At 34.2% G+C, this 22,539-nt stretch carries 13 protein-coding genes and 5 pseudogenes; 14 read left to right on the top strand and 4 right to left on the bottom strand.

Features of this window, described 5'->3' with window-relative positions; genetic code table 11:
- Positions 1–7: 7 nt before the first annotated feature.
- Positions 8–2,377, bottom strand: a complete 2,370-nt coding sequence (locus tag ACQ9BO_RS09845; protein WP_431244557.1) for a SusC/RagA family TonB-linked outer membrane protein — start codon at positions 2,375–2,377, stop codon at positions 8–10.
- A complete protein-coding gene (locus ACQ9BO_RS09840) occupies positions 2,346–3,137 on the bottom strand; it encodes a carboxypeptidase-like regulatory domain-containing protein (RefSeq protein WP_431244556.1) in 792 nt (263 codons plus the stop codon). Before ACQ9BO_RS09840 ends, ACQ9BO_RS09845 begins: the two co-directional genes overlap by 32 nt.
- Before the next feature lie 355 nt (positions 3,138–3,492).
- Between ACQ9BO_RS09840 and ACQ9BO_RS09835 the strand changes: the two genes are divergently transcribed.
- Positions 3,493–3,957, top strand: a complete 465-nt coding sequence (locus ACQ9BO_RS09835) for a DUF1456 family protein (protein WP_431244555.1) — start codon at positions 3,493–3,495, stop codon at positions 3,955–3,957.
- A gap of 439 nt (positions 3,958–4,396) precedes the next feature.
- Here the strand turns inward: ACQ9BO_RS09835 and sucC are convergent.
- Positions 4,397–5,591, bottom strand: a pseudogene (sucC, locus tag ACQ9BO_RS09830) (ADP-forming succinate--CoA ligase subunit beta).
- A 416-nt stretch (positions 5,592–6,007) separates the two neighbouring features.
- On the opposite strand from sucC, the pseudogene gltB reads away from it, so the two are divergent.
- The 6 genes and pseudogenes from gltB to ACQ9BO_RS09800 all read left to right on the top strand — a co-directional run bounded on the left by gltB (position 6,008) and on the right by ACQ9BO_RS09800 (position 16,481).
- A pseudogene (gene gltB, locus ACQ9BO_RS09825) lies at positions 6,008–10,527 on the top strand (glutamate synthase large subunit).
- Between the two features lie 171 nt (positions 10,528–10,698).
- A pseudogene (locus tag ACQ9BO_RS09820) lies at positions 10,699–12,154 on the top strand (glutamate synthase subunit beta).
- 690 nt (positions 12,155–12,844) lie between these two features.
- Positions 12,845–14,069, top strand: a pseudogene (gene lysA, locus ACQ9BO_RS09815) (diaminopimelate decarboxylase).
- A 129-nt stretch (positions 14,070–14,198) separates the two neighbouring features.
- Positions 14,199–14,666 carry a DUF6934 family protein gene (locus ACQ9BO_RS09810; protein ID WP_431244554.1) on the top strand — a complete coding sequence of 156 codons (468 nt, stop codon included), beginning with the start codon at positions 14,199–14,201 and terminating at the stop codon, positions 14,664–14,666.
- Between the two features lie 522 nt (positions 14,667–15,188).
- Complete coding sequence (locus ACQ9BO_RS09805; RefSeq protein ID WP_431244553.1) at positions 15,189–15,659, top strand: hypothetical protein; 471 nt, start codon at positions 15,189–15,191, stop codon at positions 15,657–15,659.
- 384 nt (positions 15,660–16,043) lie between these two features.
- On the top strand, positions 16,044–16,481 hold the full coding sequence (locus tag ACQ9BO_RS09800) for a c-type cytochrome (RefSeq protein WP_431244552.1): 438 nt from the start codon (positions 16,044–16,046) through the stop codon (positions 16,479–16,481).
- Between the two features lie 260 nt (positions 16,482–16,741).
- Here the strand turns inward: ACQ9BO_RS09800 and ACQ9BO_RS09795 are convergent.
- Positions 16,742–17,952: pseudogene (locus ACQ9BO_RS09795) on the bottom strand (MFS transporter).
- Between the two features lie 101 nt (positions 17,953–18,053).
- On the opposite strand from ACQ9BO_RS09795, the gene ACQ9BO_RS09790 reads away from it, so the two are divergent.
- The 7 genes from ACQ9BO_RS09790 (at position 18,054) to ACQ9BO_RS09760 (ending at position 22,472) form a co-directional block, all read left to right on the top strand.
- A complete protein-coding gene (locus tag ACQ9BO_RS09790; RefSeq protein ID WP_320566530.1) occupies positions 18,054–18,872 on the top strand; it encodes an AraC family transcriptional regulator in 819 nt (272 codons plus the stop codon).
- Positions 18,873–18,939: 67 nt separating this feature from the next.
- Positions 18,940–19,389 carry a hypothetical protein gene (locus tag ACQ9BO_RS09785; RefSeq protein ID WP_431244551.1) on the top strand — a complete coding sequence of 150 codons (450 nt, stop codon included), beginning with the start codon at positions 18,940–18,942 and terminating at the stop codon, positions 19,387–19,389.
- 98 nt (positions 19,390–19,487) lie between these two features.
- Positions 19,488–19,850, top strand: coding sequence for a hypothetical protein (locus ACQ9BO_RS09780; RefSeq protein WP_431244550.1), 363 nt, complete (start codon positions 19,488–19,490; stop codon positions 19,848–19,850).
- A gap of 7 nt (positions 19,851–19,857) precedes the next feature.
- Entirely contained in the window at positions 19,858–20,319 is a 462-nt protein-coding gene (locus tag ACQ9BO_RS09775; protein WP_431244549.1) for a DinB family protein, read from the top strand.
- Between the two features lie 39 nt (positions 20,320–20,358).
- Positions 20,359–21,528, top strand: a complete 1,170-nt coding sequence (locus ACQ9BO_RS09770) for a DUF1624 domain-containing protein (protein ID WP_431244548.1) — start codon at positions 20,359–20,361, stop codon at positions 21,526–21,528.
- A 30-nt stretch (positions 21,529–21,558) separates the two neighbouring features.
- A complete protein-coding gene (locus ACQ9BO_RS09765) occupies positions 21,559–22,026 on the top strand; it encodes a DUF1572 domain-containing protein (RefSeq protein ID WP_431244547.1) in 468 nt (155 codons plus the stop codon).
- Between the two features lie 80 nt (positions 22,027–22,106).
- Positions 22,107–22,472 carry a hypothetical protein gene (locus tag ACQ9BO_RS09760; RefSeq protein ID WP_431244546.1) on the top strand — a complete coding sequence of 122 codons (366 nt, stop codon included), beginning with the start codon at positions 22,107–22,109 and terminating at the stop codon, positions 22,470–22,472.
- Positions 22,473–22,539: the final 67 nt, after the last annotated feature.

The following is a 22,539-nucleotide window of genomic DNA, read 5'->3' as shown; positions in this document are numbered from 1 at the left end:
TTTATAATTATAAAGTTAAAACAACATTTAAACCAATAGATCTAGAATTTGGCAATTGAGCCGTTTCTATAAATGGCGTACTTGATGTATTATACGATTGAAGTTCTGATGGATCGATGTCACGATTTGCGGCATAAATCAACCATACATTGTTTGCATAAAGCGCAACATTGATTTTTTCGAAGGGTGTTTTATGCAACACACTTTTAGTTAAAGTATATCCAATTCTAACTGTTCTCAATTTTGCGTATGAAGCGTCTTCTAAGAAAGGCTCAGTAATAGCTCTAATGTTTGACCAATATGTTCTAGTACTTACACGGTAAGCAACATCAGCGCCAGTTGTGGCATCTACACCTTCTACCAAAAGTCCTCCTGAAGTTGGAGTTACTGCAGAATTTAGCATTGCTCCTGTAGCAATACTTGCGCCAGTAGTAGCGTTTACGATTGGATCTCTTTTTGGATTTCCTAAATCATTGTTACCAACTGTTTCAATACCAACTCCTGTTCTATTAATCAATGAATTAGAAACAGAGTAATATTTACCACCTTGTTGGAAATCAAATCCTAAACTTAAATCAAAATTTTTCAGCTTAAAAGATGTCGTTAAACCTCCTGTATAGTTTGGCAAAACATTACCTAAATAGACTCCCAATTCTCTCACATAAGCTCCGGCAGTAGTTAATTTTGGTTTTCCATTTTCATCTCTTGCAATTCTGCTTCCGTAAATAGCTCCCCATTTTTCCCCTACTTGCTCCACCAACTGAACGTTACCCATATTTGAGTTTCCAGACTGAATAATATTTCTCGTAATTCCTGGAGCAATAGCTACTACTTGTCTATCTAAAGTGGCGAAATTGACGCCGATATTCCATTCAAATTTATCTGTTTTAATTGGTGTTCCAGACAATGCAACTTCAAAACCTTTGTAAGTTTGTTTTCCTCCGTTTAGAAAAACGCCACCAATTCCTGTTGAAGCATCCAAATCTACTCTATAAGGCAATTCATTATCTAATCTGTCAAAATAAGAAACATCTAATGAAAGTCTATTATTAAAGAATTTCAAATCTACCCCATATTCTTTTTCTTCGCGATTTCCACCTTTCAATCTTGGATTACTTGGTGTTGTTTGTGTTGACGAAACTGGATAGGTCCCATAAGCCGTTCCGATTCCGTAAATAGGGCTTGTTAAATAAACTCCAGGAAACTGAGGCGCCATTGCATAACCAGCTCTTAATTTACCAAATGTGAAAAAACGATTTTCTGGAATAAATTTAGAGAAAACGAAACTCCCAGAAATACCATAAGTAGCTAATTTATTATCATTTACATCGGCAGTAGAAGCATAATCATTACGATAAGAACCATCAATATAAACAAAATCATCATAACCCACAGAAGCTGTTAAAAAGGTCGCGCGATTTTTTGTTTTGTACCTTTTGTTATCAATAAGCGGTGTTCCCACTGAAGTACTTATACTGTAGAATCCTTCTGAAACTAAACCTCCAACAGTAGTATCGTCCATGTATGTTCTATCATAAAATTGATATTCGAAACCTAAATTTCCTGTGATATCAAATTTGTTGATTTTCTTTTTATAATTTAAAATACCTGAAATTTCATCTTTATTCGTGATTTGAAGACTTTCTTCATAAACAGGAACTTCGGCACCGCCCCAAGCTTTGTAGATATCATAATAATTGTTTCCAATATATGTTTTTCTTATCTCTACAGTAGCCGCCAAATCATCAATAATTTGGTAAGAACCGCCAATTTTTCCATTAAAAGATTTTTGGTCTTCGTTGTTTGGTTGTTCGTATTGATCAAAAAATGGAGAGTTCCAACCTATCGATTTTCCATTTGTCGGACTCGTTCTGTTCCAAGTTACTATTTTACCATTCATACGATAATTTCTTAAATCATCCATATTTAGTTGCCTTTGAAACCATTGTCTCAAACTCGCAACCGCTGGTAAGATTAAGTTTTTATCATTATATCCTGTAGTTTGTCTATCTTGAAATAAAACAGTTGAGAATACTTTAAATTTCTTACTTAAACTAGCCTCTACAGTAAGATTTACATCATACTGAGTTCTTGCTGTATTTGGTACTATACCTTCTTTATCTGTTCTAGTTATACCAAAGTTTATAGAATAGTCTTCACCACCTTTACCAACAGACAAACTAGATCTTTTGGTAACTCCAGTATTGTAAAAATCTTTAATATTATTTGGATTTGGAGAAAAAGGAGTTAGTTTTCCAAATTCTGGCGTCCCTTCTTCCCAGCTATTCCATGCACGTACCATTTGACCTTGCATTCTTGGTCCCCAACTTTCATCTGCCGTATAATCAACAATATCCTGACCGTTGAAAGCGAGCAAAAGAAGCAGGGTCAGTAGCTGGATTATAAGTATATTTTGGAAAAGTTTGAGAATAACCTCCACCATATTCATTTTGAAATTTAGGCAATCCATAAGCATTTTCTAATGAAGAACTTACGTTAAACTCTACTGTAGTAGCTCCCTTTTTACCTCTTTTTGTTGTAATTACAATTGCACCATTTCTACCTTCTGGTCCGTAAAGCGCTGTTGCAGATAAACCTTTTAAAGTATTGATACTTTCAATGCTTTCTGGGTTAATATCACTAATTGTACTAACTTTAATGTTATCAACCACATACAATACTCCTGTATCTCCACGAAGTCTAAGCAAAGAGGTTCTAAAATCGCCACTCGGAGAACCTTGAAATTGAACACCTGCAATTTTTCCAGCCAAAGCGTTATTAAGATCTGTTTCTCTCACCGTAACAACATCTGCTACTCTTACTTTTTGCGTAGCATAACCAAGTGATTTCTCGCTTCTCTTAAGCCCCAAAGCGGTTACTACAACCCCGTCAAGCTCTTTTGCATCAGAAATCATTTTTACATTTAATGTGGTGCTGGCTGTTGTAGCTTTCGTTGATTTATATCCGATAAACGAAAAAACTAAAACAGAACCTTTATTGACACTAATTTGATAATCGCCGTCAAATCCAGTCGTAGTTCCAGCCGAGCCTCCCTCTTCTTGAATGTTAACTCCTGGCATAGGCATTCCTGTCTCATCAGTCACTATTCCTTTGACAGTTATTTTTTGTGCGAACAAAATGCTCGAAGCAAATAAGAACAAAACGAAGGAAAAGATAAAATTCTTTTGTTTCATAAACTTTAGTTAAAAATTAGTTAATAGATTGGTTCGTTAAAGTTGCAATTTAACGTTTTATATCAACAAAATGCGTTTTTATAAGAAAAAAGCACTAAACATTTCTTAAAATATGCATTTATACGCAACAAAAACGCATAAAACAGCAATATTATTAATTTAATTTGCTAATTTTTAACAAGTTATAAATTACAAAAGATTCTAATTTTAATTAACAAGAAACAAAATCATCAAAATTAAAATTTGATGATAACAACAATTTTAGCAGATTGTACCGTACCTTTGTAAAAAATAAACGATGACAAATAACGATATACTTAAAAAACTTCGCGTGGCTTTGATGCTCCGTGATGACCAAATAGTTGAAATTTTAGAATTAGTAGATTTCAGAATTTCAAAATCAGAATTAGGTGCTTTTTTCAGAGCCGAGGACCATCCAAATTATATGGAATGTGGCGATCAGATTCTGCGCAACTTCTTGAATGGTTTGGTAATTCATTTAAGAGGAACAAAAGAAAATCCTAAAAACCCAAATGACGTTTTAGCAAAACATAGAGCTGAAATTCCTAAAAAAGAAACTTCTAAAGAAAGACCTGAATTCAAAGCGACTCCAAAAGATTCTGAAAAATACAGAGGTGATCAAAGTCCATCAAAGTCAGGTTCATCAGCTGGAAAACCTAAGAAGAAATCATTCCCAAAAGGAAATGGAAAACCAGTTGTGGTAGAAAAAGTGGTTTTCAAAAACGGGAAGAATAAAAAGTAATTTATTTAACCGCAAAGCACGCAAAGAATTACGTAAAGTTCGCAAAGTTTTTAGCCACAGATTAAAAAGATTAACACAGATTTTAAAAAATCCTGCGAATCTTTTTAATCTGTGGCTATATTTTTTTACGAGTTGCTGAAATTTTTGTTTCCCGCAGATTTTACAGATTAAGCAGATTTATTTTTTCTTTATCATTAAAAATCTGCTCAATCTGCGAGAGAAAATTTTAAACACATTTATTGTAGAGACGCACTGCTGTGCGTCTACGCAAAGTATTTCCCATTATGGATTCACGAGACGTAGACGCACAGCAGTGCGCCTCTTCAATATACTTTGTCTTAAAAATATTCTTAACCGGAATGTTTTTTGACATAATTACAAACAAAAAATCCACCCCTTTCGGAATGGATTTTCTATATAAATTGATTTCTTATTTTAATTAAGAAAGAGCGACTTTAACTTGGTCAGCGACTTCTTGGAATTGAACTGCAGATAAGATTGGCATACCAGAGTTGTCAATTAATTCTTTTGCAATTTCAGCATTTGTTCCTTGCAAACGAACAATAATTGGCACTTTAATAGCGTCACCCATGTTTTTGTAAGCATCAACTACACCTTGAGCAACACGGTCACAACGAACGATACCTCCGAAGATGTTAATTAAGATAGCTTTTACGTTTGGATCTTTCAAGATAATTCTGAAAGCTGTCTCAACACGTTTTGCATCAGCAGTTCCTCCTACGTCAAGGAAGTTAGCAGGCTCAAAACCAGCGTATTTAATTAAGTCCATAGTTGCCATTGCAAGACCAGCTCCATTTACCATACATCCTACAGTACCGTCAAGGTCAACATAGTTAAGACCAACTTCTTTAGCTTCAACTTCGATTGGATTCTCCTCACGGATATCTCTCATTTCAGCATATTTTGGTTGTCTGTATAAAGCGTTGTCGTCGATGTTAACTTTAGCATCAACAGCTAAGATTTTGTTATCAGAAGTTTTTAAAACTGGGTTGATTTCAAACATTGAAGCATCAGAACCAATGTAAGCATTGTAAAGTGCATCGATGAATTTCACCATTTCTTTAAAAGCATTTCCAGAAAGTCCTAAATTGAAAGCAATTCTTCTAGCTTGGAAACCTTGTAATCCTACAGTTGGATCAATTTCTTCAGTAAAGATTAAGTGTGGAGTGTGCTCAGCAACTTCTTCGATATCCATTCCACCTTCAGTAGAATACATGATCATGTTGCGTCCTGTACCTCTATTCAATAAAACAGAAACATAAAATTCAGAAGTTTCGCTTTCACCTGGATAGTAAACATCTTCTGCAACTAATACCTTATTTACTTTTTTACCTTCAGGCGGAGTCTGAGGTGTGATCAATTGCATTCCGATGATTTGTTCTGCTAACTCTTCAACTTGCTGTAAGTTTTTTGCCAGCTTAACTCCACCACCTTTTCCACGACCACCTGCGTGAATTTGTGCTTTTATTACGTGCCATCCTGTACCAGTTTCGGCAGTTAATTGTTTTGCAGCTGACTACAGCTTCAACCGCATTGTTAGCCACAATTCCGCGTTGCACGCGTACTCCGTAACTTGCTAAAATTTCTTTTCCTTGATATTCGTGTATGTTCATAATATAGAATTTGTCTGGTTCTGAATTTATTTCAGAATAAAAGTGCGACAAAAGTAGCAAAATTCAACTTAATAGTAAAATCTTTTTCGAATTAAAAAACGAGTCATTTCGTTAATAATTGGATATTCTTTTTGAAAGCAAATTTACCGTTAACGAATTGCATCGAAAAAGTTAACACAAAATCACTATATCGTTTGATATTTAACAAAAAACCCTATTGAATTCTAGGCCTCACGACGATTTTTCCTAATATTATTTAATTGTTATTATGATTTTATCATTTCGCAATGCCTTAAATAATATTATTATCATTTAAGAACCGTTTTTCTAATATTACGGTAAAAATGAAAGCAAAAGCACAATTTCAATACATTATGTTTAACGAAATCTTTATTTTTGTAGAAAAAATATCAAGAATGAAAGTTAAAGAACAAGGGCTCTATTTGCCTGAATTTGAACACGACAATTGTGGTGCAGGATTTATTTGTAATTTGAATGGTATTAAGTCAAATGATATTATTCATAAAGCATTGGACATCTTAATAAAATTGGAACATCGTGGTGCCGTTAGTTCTGATGGAAGAACTGGAGACGGGGCTGGAATTTTATTTGATATCCCACATGCGTTCTTTAAGAAAGTATGTGACTTTGAAATCCCTGAAGCGCGTGAGTATGCAGTAGGAATGGTTTTTTTACCAAAAAGCAAAAACCAGGTTTCTTTTTGTATTAATGCATTTGAGGCTACTATTAAAGACCAGAACTTAAAAGTTTTAGGTTGGAGAGATGTGCCAGTTGACGTTGAAAATTTAGGTGAAATCGCCGCCAGAAAAAGAACCAACAATTAAACAAGTTTTCGTTTCTAAAAACGGACAGGATTTAACTGAACAAGAATTTAATGCAAAACTTTTTGCGGCTAGAAAAATTGCTGAACATGCCGTAAGAGGATCTAAAACCTCAGAAAGCCACATGTTTTATTTTACTAGTTTATCGACAACTACTATAATATATAAAGGTCTATTGATGCCGGAAGACATCAGCCGTTATTATATAGATTTGAAAGATCCAGACTTGGTGACGCGTCTTGCGCTTGTACACCAACGTTTCTCTACCAATACATTCCCATCTTGGGATCTAGCTCAGCCGTTTAGATACATGTGTCATAATGGTGAGATCAACACACTTCGTGGAAACGTAAGCCGTATGCGTGCTCGTGAAGAGCTTATGCAGAGTAAAGTTTTTGGCGAAGACATTAAAAAATTATTCCCAATTATCTTAGAAGGAAAATCAGATTCTGCTTCTATGGATATGGTGATTGAGCTTTTATTAATGACAGGTCGTTCTCTTCCAGAGGCAATGATGATGGTGGTTCCTGAAGCTTGGGAAAAACACCAAACAATGTCTCCTGAGAAAAGAGCTTTCTATGAGTACAATGCTTGTATCATGGAACCTTGGGATGGTCCAGCTTCTATTCCGTTTACAGATGGTAACGTAATTGGAGCTTTACTAGACAGAAACGGTTTGCGTCCTTCTCGTTATACATTAACACATAGCGGATTCGTAATTATGTCATCTGAAATTGGTGTATTAGACATCGATCCGGAAGATGTAATTCAGCACGGTCGTTTAGAGCCAGGAAAAATGTTCTTGGTTGACATGAACGAAGGCCGTATCATCGAAGACGAAGAAGTTAAAAAAGCGATCGTTACAAAACGTCCATACAAACAATGGGTTGACGAAAACTTATTGCCATTGGCTAGCGTTCCTTACACTAACAACCCTACTCCTGTTGAAAAATTAGATTTCTTAACAAGACAGCGTTTGTTTGGTTATACTATTGAAGACTTAAAAACAATCATCAATCCAATGGGAAGCGACGGAGCTGAAGCTATCAGTTCTATGGGTAATGATACACCTTTGGCAGTTCTCTCAGATCAACCTCAGTTGTTGTACAATTACTTCAAACAATTGTTTGCTCAGGTTACTAACCCGCCGTTGGATGGTATTCGTGAAGAAATCATTACGGATATCAGTTTAGCGATTGGTGGCGATTTCAATATTTTCGAAATTGAATCTAAACAATGTAAAAAACTAAAAATCCAAAATCCGGTTATCTCTAACGAGGATTTGGATAAAATCAGAAATATCGATCACGCAGATTTCAAATCGGCTACCATTTCTACTTTATATAAAATAGAAAAAGGAGTTAACGGTTTAGAGCGTGCACTTGAAAAATGTGTTCAGGCTACTTTTAAAGCGGTTGAAGAAGGATGCAACATTATTATCTTATCTGATAGAGGTGTTAGCGAAGAATTAGCTCCAATTCCGATGTTATTAGCTTGTTCTTACATTCACCACTCATTAAACATTTTACAAGTTCGTTCTAAATTCGGAATCATCATCGAATCTGCTGAACCTAGAGAACCTCATCATTTTGCTTTATTGTTCGGATACGGAGCAAGTGCAATTAACCCTTATATGGTAAACGAAATCATTCACGATCAAGTTGAAAAAGGTTTCATTACAAAAGTAAAAGCGGATTATGCTGTAGTTAACTACAACAAAGCGATTGCGAAAGGAATCGTAAAAATCATGAACAAAATTGGTATCTCTACTTTACATTCATACAGAGTCAGCTCAGATTTTCGAGATTTTAGGTTTAAACAAAACATTTACATCTAAATACTTCCCATACACTCCATCAAGAATTGAAGGAATTGGTTTGATGGAAGTAGAGAAAGAGGTTAAAAAACGTTTCCAAAAAGCTTTCCCAAATTCAAAAATTGCAAACTTGCTTTCTCTTGAAATTGGAGGTATTTACAGATGGAGACGTGGTGGTGAAAAACACATGTTTAACCCAACTACGATTTCTAAATTACAACAAGCAGTTCGTTTAAACAGCCCAGAAAGCTATAAAGAATATGCAAATGCTGTAAATGAGCAAAGCTCAAACTTAATGACCATTAGAGGTTTATTTGAATTCAACAATTTGGATCCAATTTCTATTGACGAAGTAGAACCTTGGACAGAAATTGTGAAGAAATTCAAAACCGGAGCAATGTCTTATGGTTCTATCAGCCAGGAAGCGCACGAGAACTTAGCGATTGCAATGAACAGAATTGGAGGAAAAAGTAACTCTGGAGAAGGTGGAGAAGATCCAAGACGTTTCCAGAAAGAAATTAACGGAGATTCTAGAAACTCTGCCATCAAACAAGTTGCATCTGGACGTTTTGGTGTTTCGATCAACTATTTGACAAACGCTAGAGAAATCCAAATCAAAATGGCTCAGGGAGCAAAACCTGGAGAAGGTGGTCAGTTGCCTGGAGAAAAAGTGGTGCCTTGGATTGCTGAAACCAGAAACTCTACGCCTTATGTAGGTTTGATTTCGCCTCCGCCTCACCACGATATTTACTCTATTGAGGATTTATCTCAGTTGATTTACGATTTGAAAAACGCAAACCGTGAAGCTCGTATCAACGTGAAATTAGTTTCTGAAGTTGGAGTTGGAACCATCGTCGCCGGTGTTGCCAAAGCAAAAGCTGACGTTATCTTGATTTCAGGTTATGACGGAGGAACTGGAGCCGCTCCATTAACATCTTTACAGCACACAGGTATTCCATGGGAACTTGGTTTAGCTGAAGCTCAACAAACTTTGATTCTAAACGACTTAAGAAGCCGTGTAGTTTTAGAATGTGACGGACAGTTGAAAACAGGACGTGACGTGGCGATAGTCGCTTTATTAGGTGCGGAAGAATTCGGATTTGCAACTGCTCCGCTTGTAGCTTCTGGATGTATCATGATGAGAGCTTGTCACTTAAATACTTGTCCGGTTGGTATTGCAACTCAGGATCCTGAATTGAGAAAAAATTTCAAAGGAACTCCAGAGCACGTAATCAACTTCATGTATTTCATTGCTGAAGAATTAAGAGAAATCATGGCACAGTTAGGTTTCAGAACTTTAAAAGAAATGGTTGGCCAGTCTCAAAAATTAAACGTAGACAAAGCTATCAAACATTATAAAGCTAATGGTTTAGATTTATCAACTATTCTATACAAACCGGAAAAAGCGAAAACGGTTCCTAATCATAATACAACAACTCAAGATCATGCTCTTGAAAACGTATTGGATTTTGACATCATTAAAGAAGCTATTCCATCTATCTATAGAAAAGAGAAAACGAGAGTTACCTTCAAAATCAAAAATACAGACCGTTCTGTAGGAGCGATTTTGAGTAACGAAATCTCAAAAATTTATGGCGCACAAGGATTACCAGATGACACTATTTTAGTTGATTTTGAAGGTTCTGCCGGACAAAGTTTTGGTGCATTCGCAACAAACGGATTGTCATTTAAAATTCACGGAAACTGTAATGATTATTTAGGAAAAGGTCTTTCTGGAGGAAAACTAATTGTAAAAGTACCTCCTACTGCAACTTTCAAACCTGAAGACAACATCATTATCGGAAACGTTGCCCTTTACGGAGCTATTACCGGAGAGGCTTATATTAATGGTATCGCAGGAGAGCGTTTCTGTGTGAGAAACTCTGGAGCAACAGCTGTTGTAGAAGGAATTGGAGATCACGGTTGCGAGTACATGACTGGTGGTACAGTAGTAGTTTTAGGAAAAACAGGAAGAAACTTCGCGACTGGTATGAGCGGTGGTGTGGCTTATGTTTACGATCCAAACAAGAAATTCGATTCTACAGTTTGTAACATGGAAATGGTTGCATTCGATCCAATGGAAGAAGAAGATCTTACAAAACTAAGAAAACTGATCAAAAACCATTCATTGTACACAAGCAGTCCATTAGCAAAAAGAATTTTAGCAGACTGGGAAAATCAAACACAGCACTTCGTAAAAGTAATGCCAACAGATTATAAAAAAGCATTAAAACGAATTGCAGAAGAAAAACAAATAGAAGAATTAATAGCGGGATAAATGATTTTAGAATTCAGATTTTAGATTTTAGATTGAAGTTAACCTCAAAGCTTTGCGAACTTAAAACACTCCAAAAAGCAAAACAAAAACCTTGCGTTCTTTGCGGTTAAAAAAATTGGAATTTGGAATTTAAGAATTGGAATTTGATCATTTAGATTTAATAAAAAAGTCATGGGTAAAATAGGCGGATTTAAAGAATATAACAGAGCCGACGAAAGTAATTTAGCAGTAGCAGAACGTGTTTCGAACTACAACGAATTTACTATTCCGGTACCAAAAGATAAATTAAAAGAACAAGGATCAAGATGTATGGACTGTGGAATTCCTTTTTGCCACAGTGGATGTCCGTTAGGAAATTTAATTCCTGACTTCAACGACATGGTGCATCAGGAAGAATGGCAAAGCGCATTAGAGATTTTACAATCTACTAATAACTTCCCTGAATTTACAGGACGCTTATGCCCTGCTCCATGTGAGAAATCATGTGTATTAGGAATCATCAAAGATCCGGTTTCTATCGAAAACATCGAGAAAAGCATCGTAGAAAGAGGTTTTGCTGAAGGATGGATCAAACCACAAGCGCCAAAAACAAGAACTGGTAAAACTGTTGCCGTTATTGGTTCAGGACCTGCAGGTCTTGCGTACCGCTCAGCAATTAAACAGAGCTGGTCACACGGTTACTGTTTTTGAAAGAGACAATGCAATTGGAGGTTTATTACGTTACGGAATTCCAAATTTCAAATTAGAAAAAGGAATTATCGATCGTCGTGTAGCTATTTTGGAAGCAGAAGGAATCACTTTCAAAACTAACGTAAATGTTGGTGTTAATTTCAGTGTAGAAGAATTAAACCAATTCGATTCTATCGTTTTATGCGGAGGAGCAACTGAAAGAAGAAGCTTGCCAACTAAAGGAATCGAAAGCAAAGGTGTTGTTCAGGCAATGGATTTCTTGACTCAACAAACTAAAGTTTTATACGGAGAATCTATTCCAGACCAAGTAAAAGCAACTGGTAAAGATGTAATCGTTATTGGTGGTGGAGATACTGGTTCTGACTGTATCGGAACTTCTAACAGACATGGAGCTAAATCGGTAACCAACTTTGAGATTTTACCAAAACCTCCAGTTGGAAGAAGCGAATCAACTCCATGGCCTTTCTGGCCGTTGCGGCTTAAAACGTCTTCTTCACACGAAGAAGGTTGCGACAGAAACTGGTTAATCAACACTAAAGAATTCATTTCTAACGAAAAAGGCGAATTAACTGGATTAAAAACAGTTGAAGTGCAATGGAAAATGACTCCAGGTCAGCGTCCAGAATTAATCGAAAAAGAAGGTTCTGAAAAAATCTGGCCTTGCGACTTAGCTTTATTAGCTCTTGGATTTACAGGTCCTGAGAAAACTTTAAGCGAGCAATTAGGAATCGAAACTGATGCAAGAAGCAACTACAAAGCGCATAATTATCAAACAAATGTTCCTCACATCTTCACCGCAGGTGATATGAGAAGAGGACAATCATTAATCGTGTGGGCTATTTCAGAAGGTCGCGAAGCCGCAAGAGAGGTAGATTTATTCCTTATGGGATCTACAAACTTGCCTACTAAAGGAAAAGGAGATTTACCGAGTCTATAATTTTTTTTAAAGATTCTAAGATGCTAAGGTTCTAAGATACTAAGTTTTTTTCCTTGCATTTTATTTAATCTTATTCCGACAACAACATAACTACTAACAAACCCTTGAATTTATATTCAGGGGTTTTGTTTTTGCTATAATTTTTTTTAGCCACGAATTCACGAATTACTCTAATTTATATATGATGTTTAAAACTATTCTTTCCTTTAAATTTCACGAATTTCTATTTTTTTTAATTTCTCTTAATTCGTGAAATTCATTACAAAACAATTTCAACAGCATTTTTAGAATTAGTCAAATTCGTGAATTCGTGGCGGAAAAATTTTCTCATTTTAAAGCATCACAATAGGCATTTTAATAAACATAGTTCCCGCTTTCGGCTCTATCTCTCCGTTCCACTGCGAGGATACCGCCTCCATCGGGGCTAAATTCAAACATTTGGCTTCTTTTAAAAAATTAGGATAAAATAATCTGTGGCAATCAGATAATCTGTGGCAAGAAAAAATCAAATCCATGCAATCTATGGCGAAAAAACTTACTATATTAGCAACTTTCAAAAAGCAGTTATAAAAATCGAAAATAAGCAACTTATTGTTTAAAATAAAACAATTTGTTATAATTTGTTATTTTTCTACAATTTATTTGCTGATACACAAAAGAGTAATAACTTTGTCCAAAATAAGTTTAAAAATGCAAGCAAAAGATTTACTGCAGTTAGCAGACCAATTTGGAAGTCCATTGTATGTTTACGATGCCGAAAAAATCCAATCACAGTACAACAGATTAACTAAAGCTTTCTCTAAGGTAGAAAACTTAAGAGTTAATTATGCCATGAAGGCATTGTCAAACGTTGCGATTCTTCAGTTATTAAAGAACATGGGGTCTGGTTTAGATACTGTATCAATTCAGGAAGTTTTGTTAGGACTTCATGCTGGCTATGAACCCGAAAGAATTTTCTTTACACCAAACGGCGTTTCTCTAGAAGAAATCGAAGAAGTTGCCGCAATGGGTGTACAAATCAATATCGACAATTTATCTATTTTAGAGCAATTCGGAACAAAACATCCTCATATTCCAGTATGTATCCGTATCAACCCACACGTAATGGCGGGTGGAAATGCTAATATTTCTGTTGGACATATCGATAGTAAATTCGGAATTTCTGTTCACCAGATTCCGCATATCTTGCGAATTGTTGAAAACACAAAAATGAGCATTGTGGGAATTCACATGCACACAGGATCTGATATTTTAGATATCGAAGTATTCTTGTATGCTTGCTGAAATCTTGTTTGATACCGCAAAACATTTCAAAGATTTACAATTCTTAGATTTCGGAAGCGGATTCAAAGTGCCTTACAAAAAAGACGATATCGAAACCGACATCGAAGAATTAGGTAAAAAATTATCTAAAAGATTCAACGCTTTCTGTGCTGAATATGGCAGAGATTTGACACTTATTTTCGAACCAGGAAAATTCTTGGTGAGTGAGGCAGGTCATTTCTTAGTAAAAGTAAACGTAGTAAAACAAACAACCTCAACAGTTTTCGCTGGAGTTGACAGTGGTTTCAACCACTTAATTCGTCCAATGTTGTACGGATCTTCACACCACATTGAAAACATCTCAAACCCAAAAGGAAAAGAGCGTTTTTACTCTGTTGTAGGATACATTTGCGAAACAGATACTTTTGCAAACAACCGCAGAATTCAGGAAATTACTGAAGGAGACATTTTATCTTTCAGAAATGCTGGAGCATATTGTTTCTCAATGTCTTCAAACTACAATTCAAGATACAAACCAGCTGAAGTATTATGGATGAACGGACAAGGAATCTTAATTCGCCAAGCCGAAACATTTGAAGATTTACTTAAAAATCAAATTCCGTTGCCTCAAGAAATTGTTGCTACGGTTTAACAATAGAAAAAAAGGAATATCACCTTAATCCCGTTTCTTAATTGAGGCGGGATTTTTTATGCATTTTTATCTCAAAAAATATTAGATCAGATTATAAAAGCTTTAATTTTGTAAGAAATTTATATATTAATGAATTACAAAAAATATGCTCTTATCAAAAATGAATTATCTACAGTATTTCATTTTATAAGTATTGGTCATAAAGGAAATTTCAGAAAAGTAGTTGTTTACTCTCCGACTACAAATCCAAATGTCTTTAATCTTGGTTTTGGAGATTTAAAATATGATTCTTTAAAACAGAAATACATTGTAGACGATCAAGTCACAAATGATAATGGAGATATTAAAATGATTTTAGCAACTGTAGTAAAAACTGCATATGAATTTACTAGTGCTAATCCGCATATAACAATCTTTTTCAGAGGGAGTGATATTAGAAGAACAAATACTTACAAAAGAGCTATAATGTTAAATCAAGAGGAATTATCAGAAACTTTTGATATATTTGGTGCAAGAATGATTGATAATAATAAAATCATAGATGAGCCATTTGATTATAAGAAAGACTATGATGGTTTTTTAATTAAAAGAAAATGAAAAATATAAAAAAAATAATCAAGACAAAAAGATCAACAACTAAGGACTCAAAAATTATAGTTGACACATCTCTCGATAATCTAAAAAATATCGAATTTAAGTCTGGAAAACAAGATGAAATAAATAGAATTGAGTTTAAACTTAGTTTTTAATCTTAAATTAAATATCACCTTAATCCCGTTTCTTAATTGAGGCGGGATTTTTTTTGGTTTCACGCAGATTTTGCAGATTTGAGCAGATTTTTTATATACAATCTTATCATTTCGAAGAATTAGAAATCTTCCTTTCAAATTAGACAAAGAATAGTGCTTAAAAATGAATCTCATACTTTGTAAATATTATTTCAATATTTTAGCATAACCAAAGTTAATTTTTAACAAGGCAAATAAAGTTAAGAGATTATAATTCAGATAGTATGATAAAAAAATTACACTTCTATTATTATGTTTTACAGGAATATGTTTTGGCCAAGAGTTTCCTGAAAAAGATAAAAAATACGACATTGATATATTTGAGTTTCTAATGAAACATATAGAAAAGGATTCAGTCACATTTGAAACATTTTTAGTAAATAGTAAACCTTTTTCAAAATGGGACATCAGACCTTTAAAGAGAGAAAAAGTTTGGGCCTTAGATACTTTTCATAATGCAAGTGAAGTACCCAATTTTATCTTCGGAGCGTTCGCTCACAATTATAATATACAGCAAAAAATGGCAATGGAAATGCCAAATCAATTTTTAGAAAAAGGTCGAGAGAGGAAAAACTTTTTAGAAATTTATCTAAATGAAAACCTGAAAAAATTCGAAAATCTTACCAAACTTATTTCAGATAATAAAAATGAGATTTTTACATCTTATCAAGGAATTCAAAGAGTTGATAATCTATATAAAGAAAATGGACTTTATTGGAAATATATAATCCCTTCAGATTCTCCTTTTCCCATTTCAAATAAGATTGAAAGTAATTTAAAAAAAGCTTTTCGAAACAACTAATCAAAATTTTTGACTTACTTAAGGAGTTAAATATTTATTCCGCTGTTAAAACAAAAAAAGGTATTTTCTATTTGGTTGATGGACTTACTGATAATTCATACGGATTTTATTTCAACACAAAAGGAGAAATGGAAACAGATAATTTTCTTTTCGAAATCTTGACGTTTGAAAAGATTAACAAAAATTATTTTTACTATATAGCAAATTAATTCCCCGCTAGCGCGAGCCTCCCGCTCGTGAACTCAAATTAAGCAAATAAATAAAAACTTTGCATGCTCGAGCGGGAGATTGCAAATAAGGACTATATAAAATGAAAGCTGTATATTAGATATAAAATCAAAAAACTGATTAGCCATAAAACGTTAACAAACCATATATACACTCATGAATAAATTATTTTTTATTATTGTACTTGCCTTTCTTTTATGTTCTTTCAACGAAATGAAACAACTAGAAGAAAAATTCAATTTAAGAGAAAACTATATCACAATTAATCAAACTGATCCTCTTTACACAAAAGGACGGAATATTTTTAAAAGAGATTGCGCGACCTGTCATTACATCGGAATGGATCAAATTGCAACCGCACCAGCCCTAGGAGGTATTACCAAATTGAGAGAGAAGAAGTGGCTTTACAATTATACTCGATATTCTTATCAAATGTATGAACGAGGCGATAAAATTGCGAAAGAAATAAGAGCTCAAGGCTGGGGACTTATGACTTCTTTTCCATATCTCACAAATACTGATCTAGATGCTGTATATTACTTTGTTGAGAAGAGATACGAAATGTCAAAAAAAGGAATTCCGCTTGAAAAATAATTTTGCAAACAAAGTAAAACACGTTTATCCCTGCTAGCGCGAGCGTCTCGCTCGTGAACACAAGTTGAAGAAATCTACAATATAAAAACTTTACGGGCACGAGCGAGACAGCAAAAAGGAACGCAAAGTTTTTATAAGTTGCCTCCAGTTTTAACTGGAGAAATATGTCAAGATCAGAAAAGGCTTTAGCCAAATATTACAATTTGGCTAAAGCCTTAAGCTCCTTTATTATTTTCTCATCCAGCTAAAGCTGGACGCAATTAAACTTTTTTCCTCCCCTCAATATTCGGCAAGAAACCAGTAATAATCCCAATCAAAGGCAGAAACGCACAAATTTTAAAAACATATTCTATACTTGTCGCATCGGCGATTTTTCCTAAAACTGCAGATCCTAAACCTCCCATTCCAAAGGCGAATCCGAAGAAAAGACCGGCTACTAAACCTACTTTTCCAGGCAATAATTCAGTTGCATAAACTAGAATTGCAGAGAAAGCAGAAGAAAGAATCAATCCGATAATTACAGATAAAGTTCCGACCCAAAATAAATCTACATAAGGCAACATCAACGTAAATGGCGCAACTCCAAGAATTGAAACCCAGATTACATATTTTCTTCCAATTCGATCGCCAATTGGTCCGCCAATTAAAGTTCCTGCTCGCAACAGCTCCAGAAAACAAGAATAAATACACCTGCGATTGCTGAATCGAAATATGGAATTTATCAATCAAAAAGAATGTATAATAACTCGTAATACTGCTCATATAAAAGTATTTAGAGAAAATCAAAACCAATAAAATGATCAACGAAGCAATCACTCTATTTTTTGATAAATGATGCGTTTCAATTTTATGCGTGGCTTTATTCGCATTTCTTTCAGCTAAATGTTCTGTGTACCAAAGCGCAATTTTATACAAAGCAAAAATTCCGATTAAAGCGATAATACAAAACCAAGCCACAAAACTTTGTCCATGCGGAATGATTATAAACAGCCGCCAACAAAGGTCCGATTGCGCTTCCGGCATTTCCTCCCAATTGAAAAATAGACTGCGCCAGTCCTTTTTTACCGCCTGAAGCCAAATGTGCGACTCTCGAAGATTCAGGATGAAAAATCGAAGATCCAATTCCGATTAAACTTACTGATAACAATAGAAAAGTGAAATTTGTAGCGATCGAAACCAAAAATAATCCCGTCATGGTGAAACACATTCCGACAATCAATGAATAAGGTTTAGAATTTTTGTCGGTATACATTCCCACGAAAGGCTGTAAAATTGAAGCGACGATTTGATAGGTAAAAGTGATAATTCCGATTTGAGTAAAACTCAGTCCGAAATTTTCTTTAATGAGCGGATATATTGAAGGAACGACAGCTTGTAAAAGATCATTGATTAAATGCGAAAAACTGATTATAAAAAGTATCGAATACGTTGTTTTTTTAATTACTTCTGGTTGTACTTTAACGGTTTCCATGAGTTGTTTTTAGGTTAATGGTATTTTTTAAAAATAACAGCTGTATTATTTTATTACAAAATTGGAATAAATTAGAATGTCAAAATTGCTATATTTGGACAATGAATAATCAGATTCGGACATATCGAATGGCGCAGGATTATGGATACCAAGTCAATCCATTAATTCCTGTTATTGGCTATACTGAAATGGTCAACAACGAAATGTGCATTTCGCACTCGCATCCGCGCGGACAATTGATTTATGCTACTCGTGGCGTCATGAATGTTGTGGTTGGAAATCATATTTGGGTTGTAAATCCGTTGCAGGGATTGTGGCTTCCGGGCGGTGTCGAACATCAGGTTACTTTTCAGAAAGACGTTAATTATTATAGCGTTTTTATTGATCCGTCGGCAAGTGAAGGACTGCCTATAAACAGTTTTTCATTTGATATTCCGATGTTTTTAAAACAGTTGGTCTTCAAAATTATTTCTTTTGGAACAGATGGAAACCTGACGCCTGCGCAACGCAGAGTTATTTCCGTTTTTCTGGATGAACTTGCATTGATTGAGCCAAGCGCTACTTTTTTGCCAACGACAAATAACGAAAGACTTCAAAAAGTAGTTGAACTTTTAATGAATGACGTAGCAAGCAAAAATACAATTGATTATTATGCCGAACTTTCGTTTATGAGCAGTCGAACTTTATCGAGATTATTCATAAAAGAATTGGGAATGAATTTCAGCGATTGGCGTACGCGTTTAAAATTACTTGAAGCGATTAAACGTTTGGGCGAAAAACAATCCATAAAAGAAATCGCTTTGGATTTAGGTTATGAAACTGCCAGCGCTTTCATTTTCATGTTCAAAAAACATTTAGGAAAAACGCCTTCTAATTATATCTTGGAAGATGAAAATGATTCGGATAAAATTTCTGCTTAAAGCTTTTTGACCGCTTTAAACTCAAATAAAAAACTTATTTTAGCTTAGCAAACCCAAAACCCAAATCATGAAAATTACAATTTCCTTGTCAGCTTTATTCATATTGCTTACAACCAATTTATTCAGTCAAACTATTGCTGATTTAAAATTAAAACCAAAAGAAATTCCCAAAGCTTACACGTTCAACGACGGCAATATTTGCATTACGCCACAAGCCTGCACTTTTTATAATGATATTGAAACCTACAGCAATATTGTTGGAACTGTAAAAAGCAAAGCCATTCAGAATTTTAGAAGCAAAGGCGATCGTGGTTCGATTATGTATTTTGAATTTGATCACGTTTTTAAAGGCGATCGTTTTCTGCAAGGATTACTTTGGGGAAAAGACGGCCAGCCAACTGATGAACATCCAGAAGAATATGTCGTAAAAGGAAAATTTCTAATCATTTGGAGTTTCAAACCAGATAGCGTTTTAAAGGAAAAATCAGAAGAAAAAATAGAAAAACTATTGCCATAAAAAACCGAAGAACATCTAAAGAGTAAATTAACTTCATTTAGAATTCATCTTTTCGAATTACTTTTGCTACTGCGAAACTTCATCTTAAATAATAAAAAATGAAACCACAAATACGAATTCTTTCTTATTCAATACTTTTCTTTTTATATCTAATTTCAACACCAATTATTTTAAAGATAGGTGAAAAATTAAAAACGGACCCTTTTGTAACCCTAGGATTCGGTTATGCGGTTTTCAATATTATTTATGCTTTTGTGGCTTTAAAATGGAAACCTATATTGAATGTAATCTACGCTGTAGCAATTGCAACATTGGCCCTTTTTCTGGCTTTGAAGTTTACAAACCTGCATTTGCTTTTTGAGTATGATCCGTATCAGGTTAAAACAGCTATACTTGCAAATGCTGTTTTTGCTGTTATTTTTTGGGAGATTATTTATCAGATTAAAAACAAATTTTCATAACCAAAAAATGAATAGACAAGGCGCCGTTGGAGCATTGCTTGACATTTACGAACAAGCAATTAATGATCTTAAAGATGTAATTAAAACCTTTTCCGATAATGCTTTAACAAAAATCACAGACGAAAAAACAACAAACGAAGATTGCAAATCGATACAAACAATTTTATCACATGTTGTAAGATCGGGCTACATTTATGCCATAAATATTCAGAATCTGAAAGGCCATACTATTGACCGCCCTGAAAAGGTTTTCCATTCAACTATTGAAGAATATTTGAACGACTTAAACAATGTTTTCGAATATACTGAAAATGTTCTCAGAGAAATTAAAGACAATGAACTAGAACAATATGATAATTCATTGAAAATGATGACTTCGTGGGGACAACTTTATGATATTGAACAATTAATGGAACATGCTATTGTACATGTTTTGCGCCATAAAAGGCAAATTGAAAAGATTAAATAATTTACTAAATTTACTCTTAATCATTTCAAAACCAAACTAATGAAACGACTTCCATCAATCGACATCGTACGAGGCATTGTAATGATTATTATGGCTCTTGATCATGTTCGTGATTTGATGCATGTTGATTCGCTAACACAAAGTCCGACAGATTTGTCAACAACTACACCTTGGTTGTTTTTTACACGATGGATTACGTATTTATGTGCACCAACTTTTGTTTTTTTGGCAGGAACTTCGGTTTATCTTTCTCTTCAAAATAATAGTTTAGCCGAAACAAGAATGCTTTTATTTAAAAGAGGTTTTTGGTTAATATTCCTTGAATTTACAATTTTCAATTTCGGATTGTATTTCGATATTGGATTTCACACACTTCTATTTGAAGTAATTGCCACAATAGGTTTTGGATTTATTATTTTAGGATTGCTATTGAAAATTCCATCCAGAATCTTAGGAATTATTGGACTCTTTATTTTAATTTTCCATAATCTTTTGCCTTTTATTTTGGTTTCGCAAAACGTGACTTTAAATCCAATTTTAACGTCTTTTATAAGTCCGTTTGGAACTCCATTTGGGAACCCTTTGTTAGGAAGAGTATTTATTATGGCTTACCCACCTTTTCAATGGCTGGGAATTATGTTTGTTGGGTTTGCTAGCGGAAAATTCTTTGAACTGGAAACCCTAAAAAGAAAAAAACTATTTATCAAAATTGGTTGCAGTGCTTTGGCTTTATTTGTCGCGATTCGCTTCTTGAATATTTATGGCGATCCAGCATTGTGGAATGTTCAAAAAGATGCTGTTTTTACTTTTTTGTCTTTTATCAATGTTACCAAATATCCGCCTTCACTCCTATTTTGCTTACTCAATTTAGGTATCATGTTTTTGCTTCTTGCCTTTGCAGATCAATTTCATAATAAAGTCAAAAAAGTCACTTTAGTTTATGGAAGAGTACCTTTGTTTTACTTTATTGTTCATTTTTATGTCATTCATATTCTGACTATAATTATGCTTTTCGCACAAGATATCAGTTGGTCACAATTCGAATTTGCATCAGGAACTTTTGGGCGTCCAAAAAATACTGAAAGTGGTTTGCCTCTTTGGGCAATTTATTTAATGTGGATTTTTGTTGTGGTAATTCTTTATAAACCTTCAAAATGGTTTGGAAAATATAAACTTGAGAATAAATATTGGTGGCTGAAATATTGCTAAAATTGTAACTATTCCAAAAATTATTTGAACATGAAAAATACAGTTGAAATTGCAAATCGGTTTAGAGAGATTATTTTGAACGGAACTTGGGTTGCCAATACCAATTATAAAGACCAGCTCGAAAATCTGGATTGGAAAATTGCCATTGCTCCGCTTCAAAACTTAAACACCATTGCAATTCTGGCACAACATATTCATTACTACATCAACGGAATAAATCAGGTTTTTAAAGGCGGAACTCTCGATATAAAAGACAAATTCAGTTTTGACTTTCCTCCTATTCAATCGCAATGGGAATGGGATATTTTTCTAAATAAATTTTGGGACACAGCTGAAGAATTTGCTTCTCTGGTTGAAAAAATGCCAGATGAAAAACTAGACGAAGGTTTTGTAGATGTAAAATATGGCACTTACAGAAGAAACATTGACTGTATGATCGAACACAGTTATTATCATTTAGGCCAAATTGTATTGATTAAAAAGTCGCTATCAAACTAAAAAGCATAGACTTAACTTTAAATTTTCTTTCAAATCAGAAGAAATTCTTAATTTTAGAATTCAACTTTAAAACTTTAGTAATGAGAAAATTATTTTTAGCATTTGCATTTTTAATTGGATTGTCTGCCACGGCTCAAACTTCTAAAGAATTGATTGGAAAATGGCAATTGGTAAAATGGACTAAAAACGGAAAAGAAAAAGATATCAAGAAACGTTTTAAAACAGATCAGGTTTTTCAGATTTTTAAAGAAAATGGTGATTTTGAAAGCGTAATTGGTGATGAATCTCATAAAGCAAAATGGAAATTATCAAGCGACAATTCTCAGTTGACTATCGTTTCTGTTATTGTGCCAGTCGTATTTAAAATTAATTCTTTTGACAGTGAAAAACGCAGTATCTCAAATCCTGAAGTAGGCACTTTTGAGTATAAAAAAGTAAGTAACTAAATCACAATCGTTTTTATTACTCGAAAAAAACAAAACTTCTCATCTAGCCCCGATGGAGGCGGCATCC

The sequence above is a fragment of the Flavobacterium sp. P21 genome, assembly GCF_050632225.1.
Taxonomy (GTDB): domain Bacteria; phylum Bacteroidota; class Bacteroidia; order Flavobacteriales; family Flavobacteriaceae; genus Flavobacterium.
Note: the sequence above shows the minus strand (reverse complement) of the source record. Positions and strands in the feature narration are given on the sequence as shown.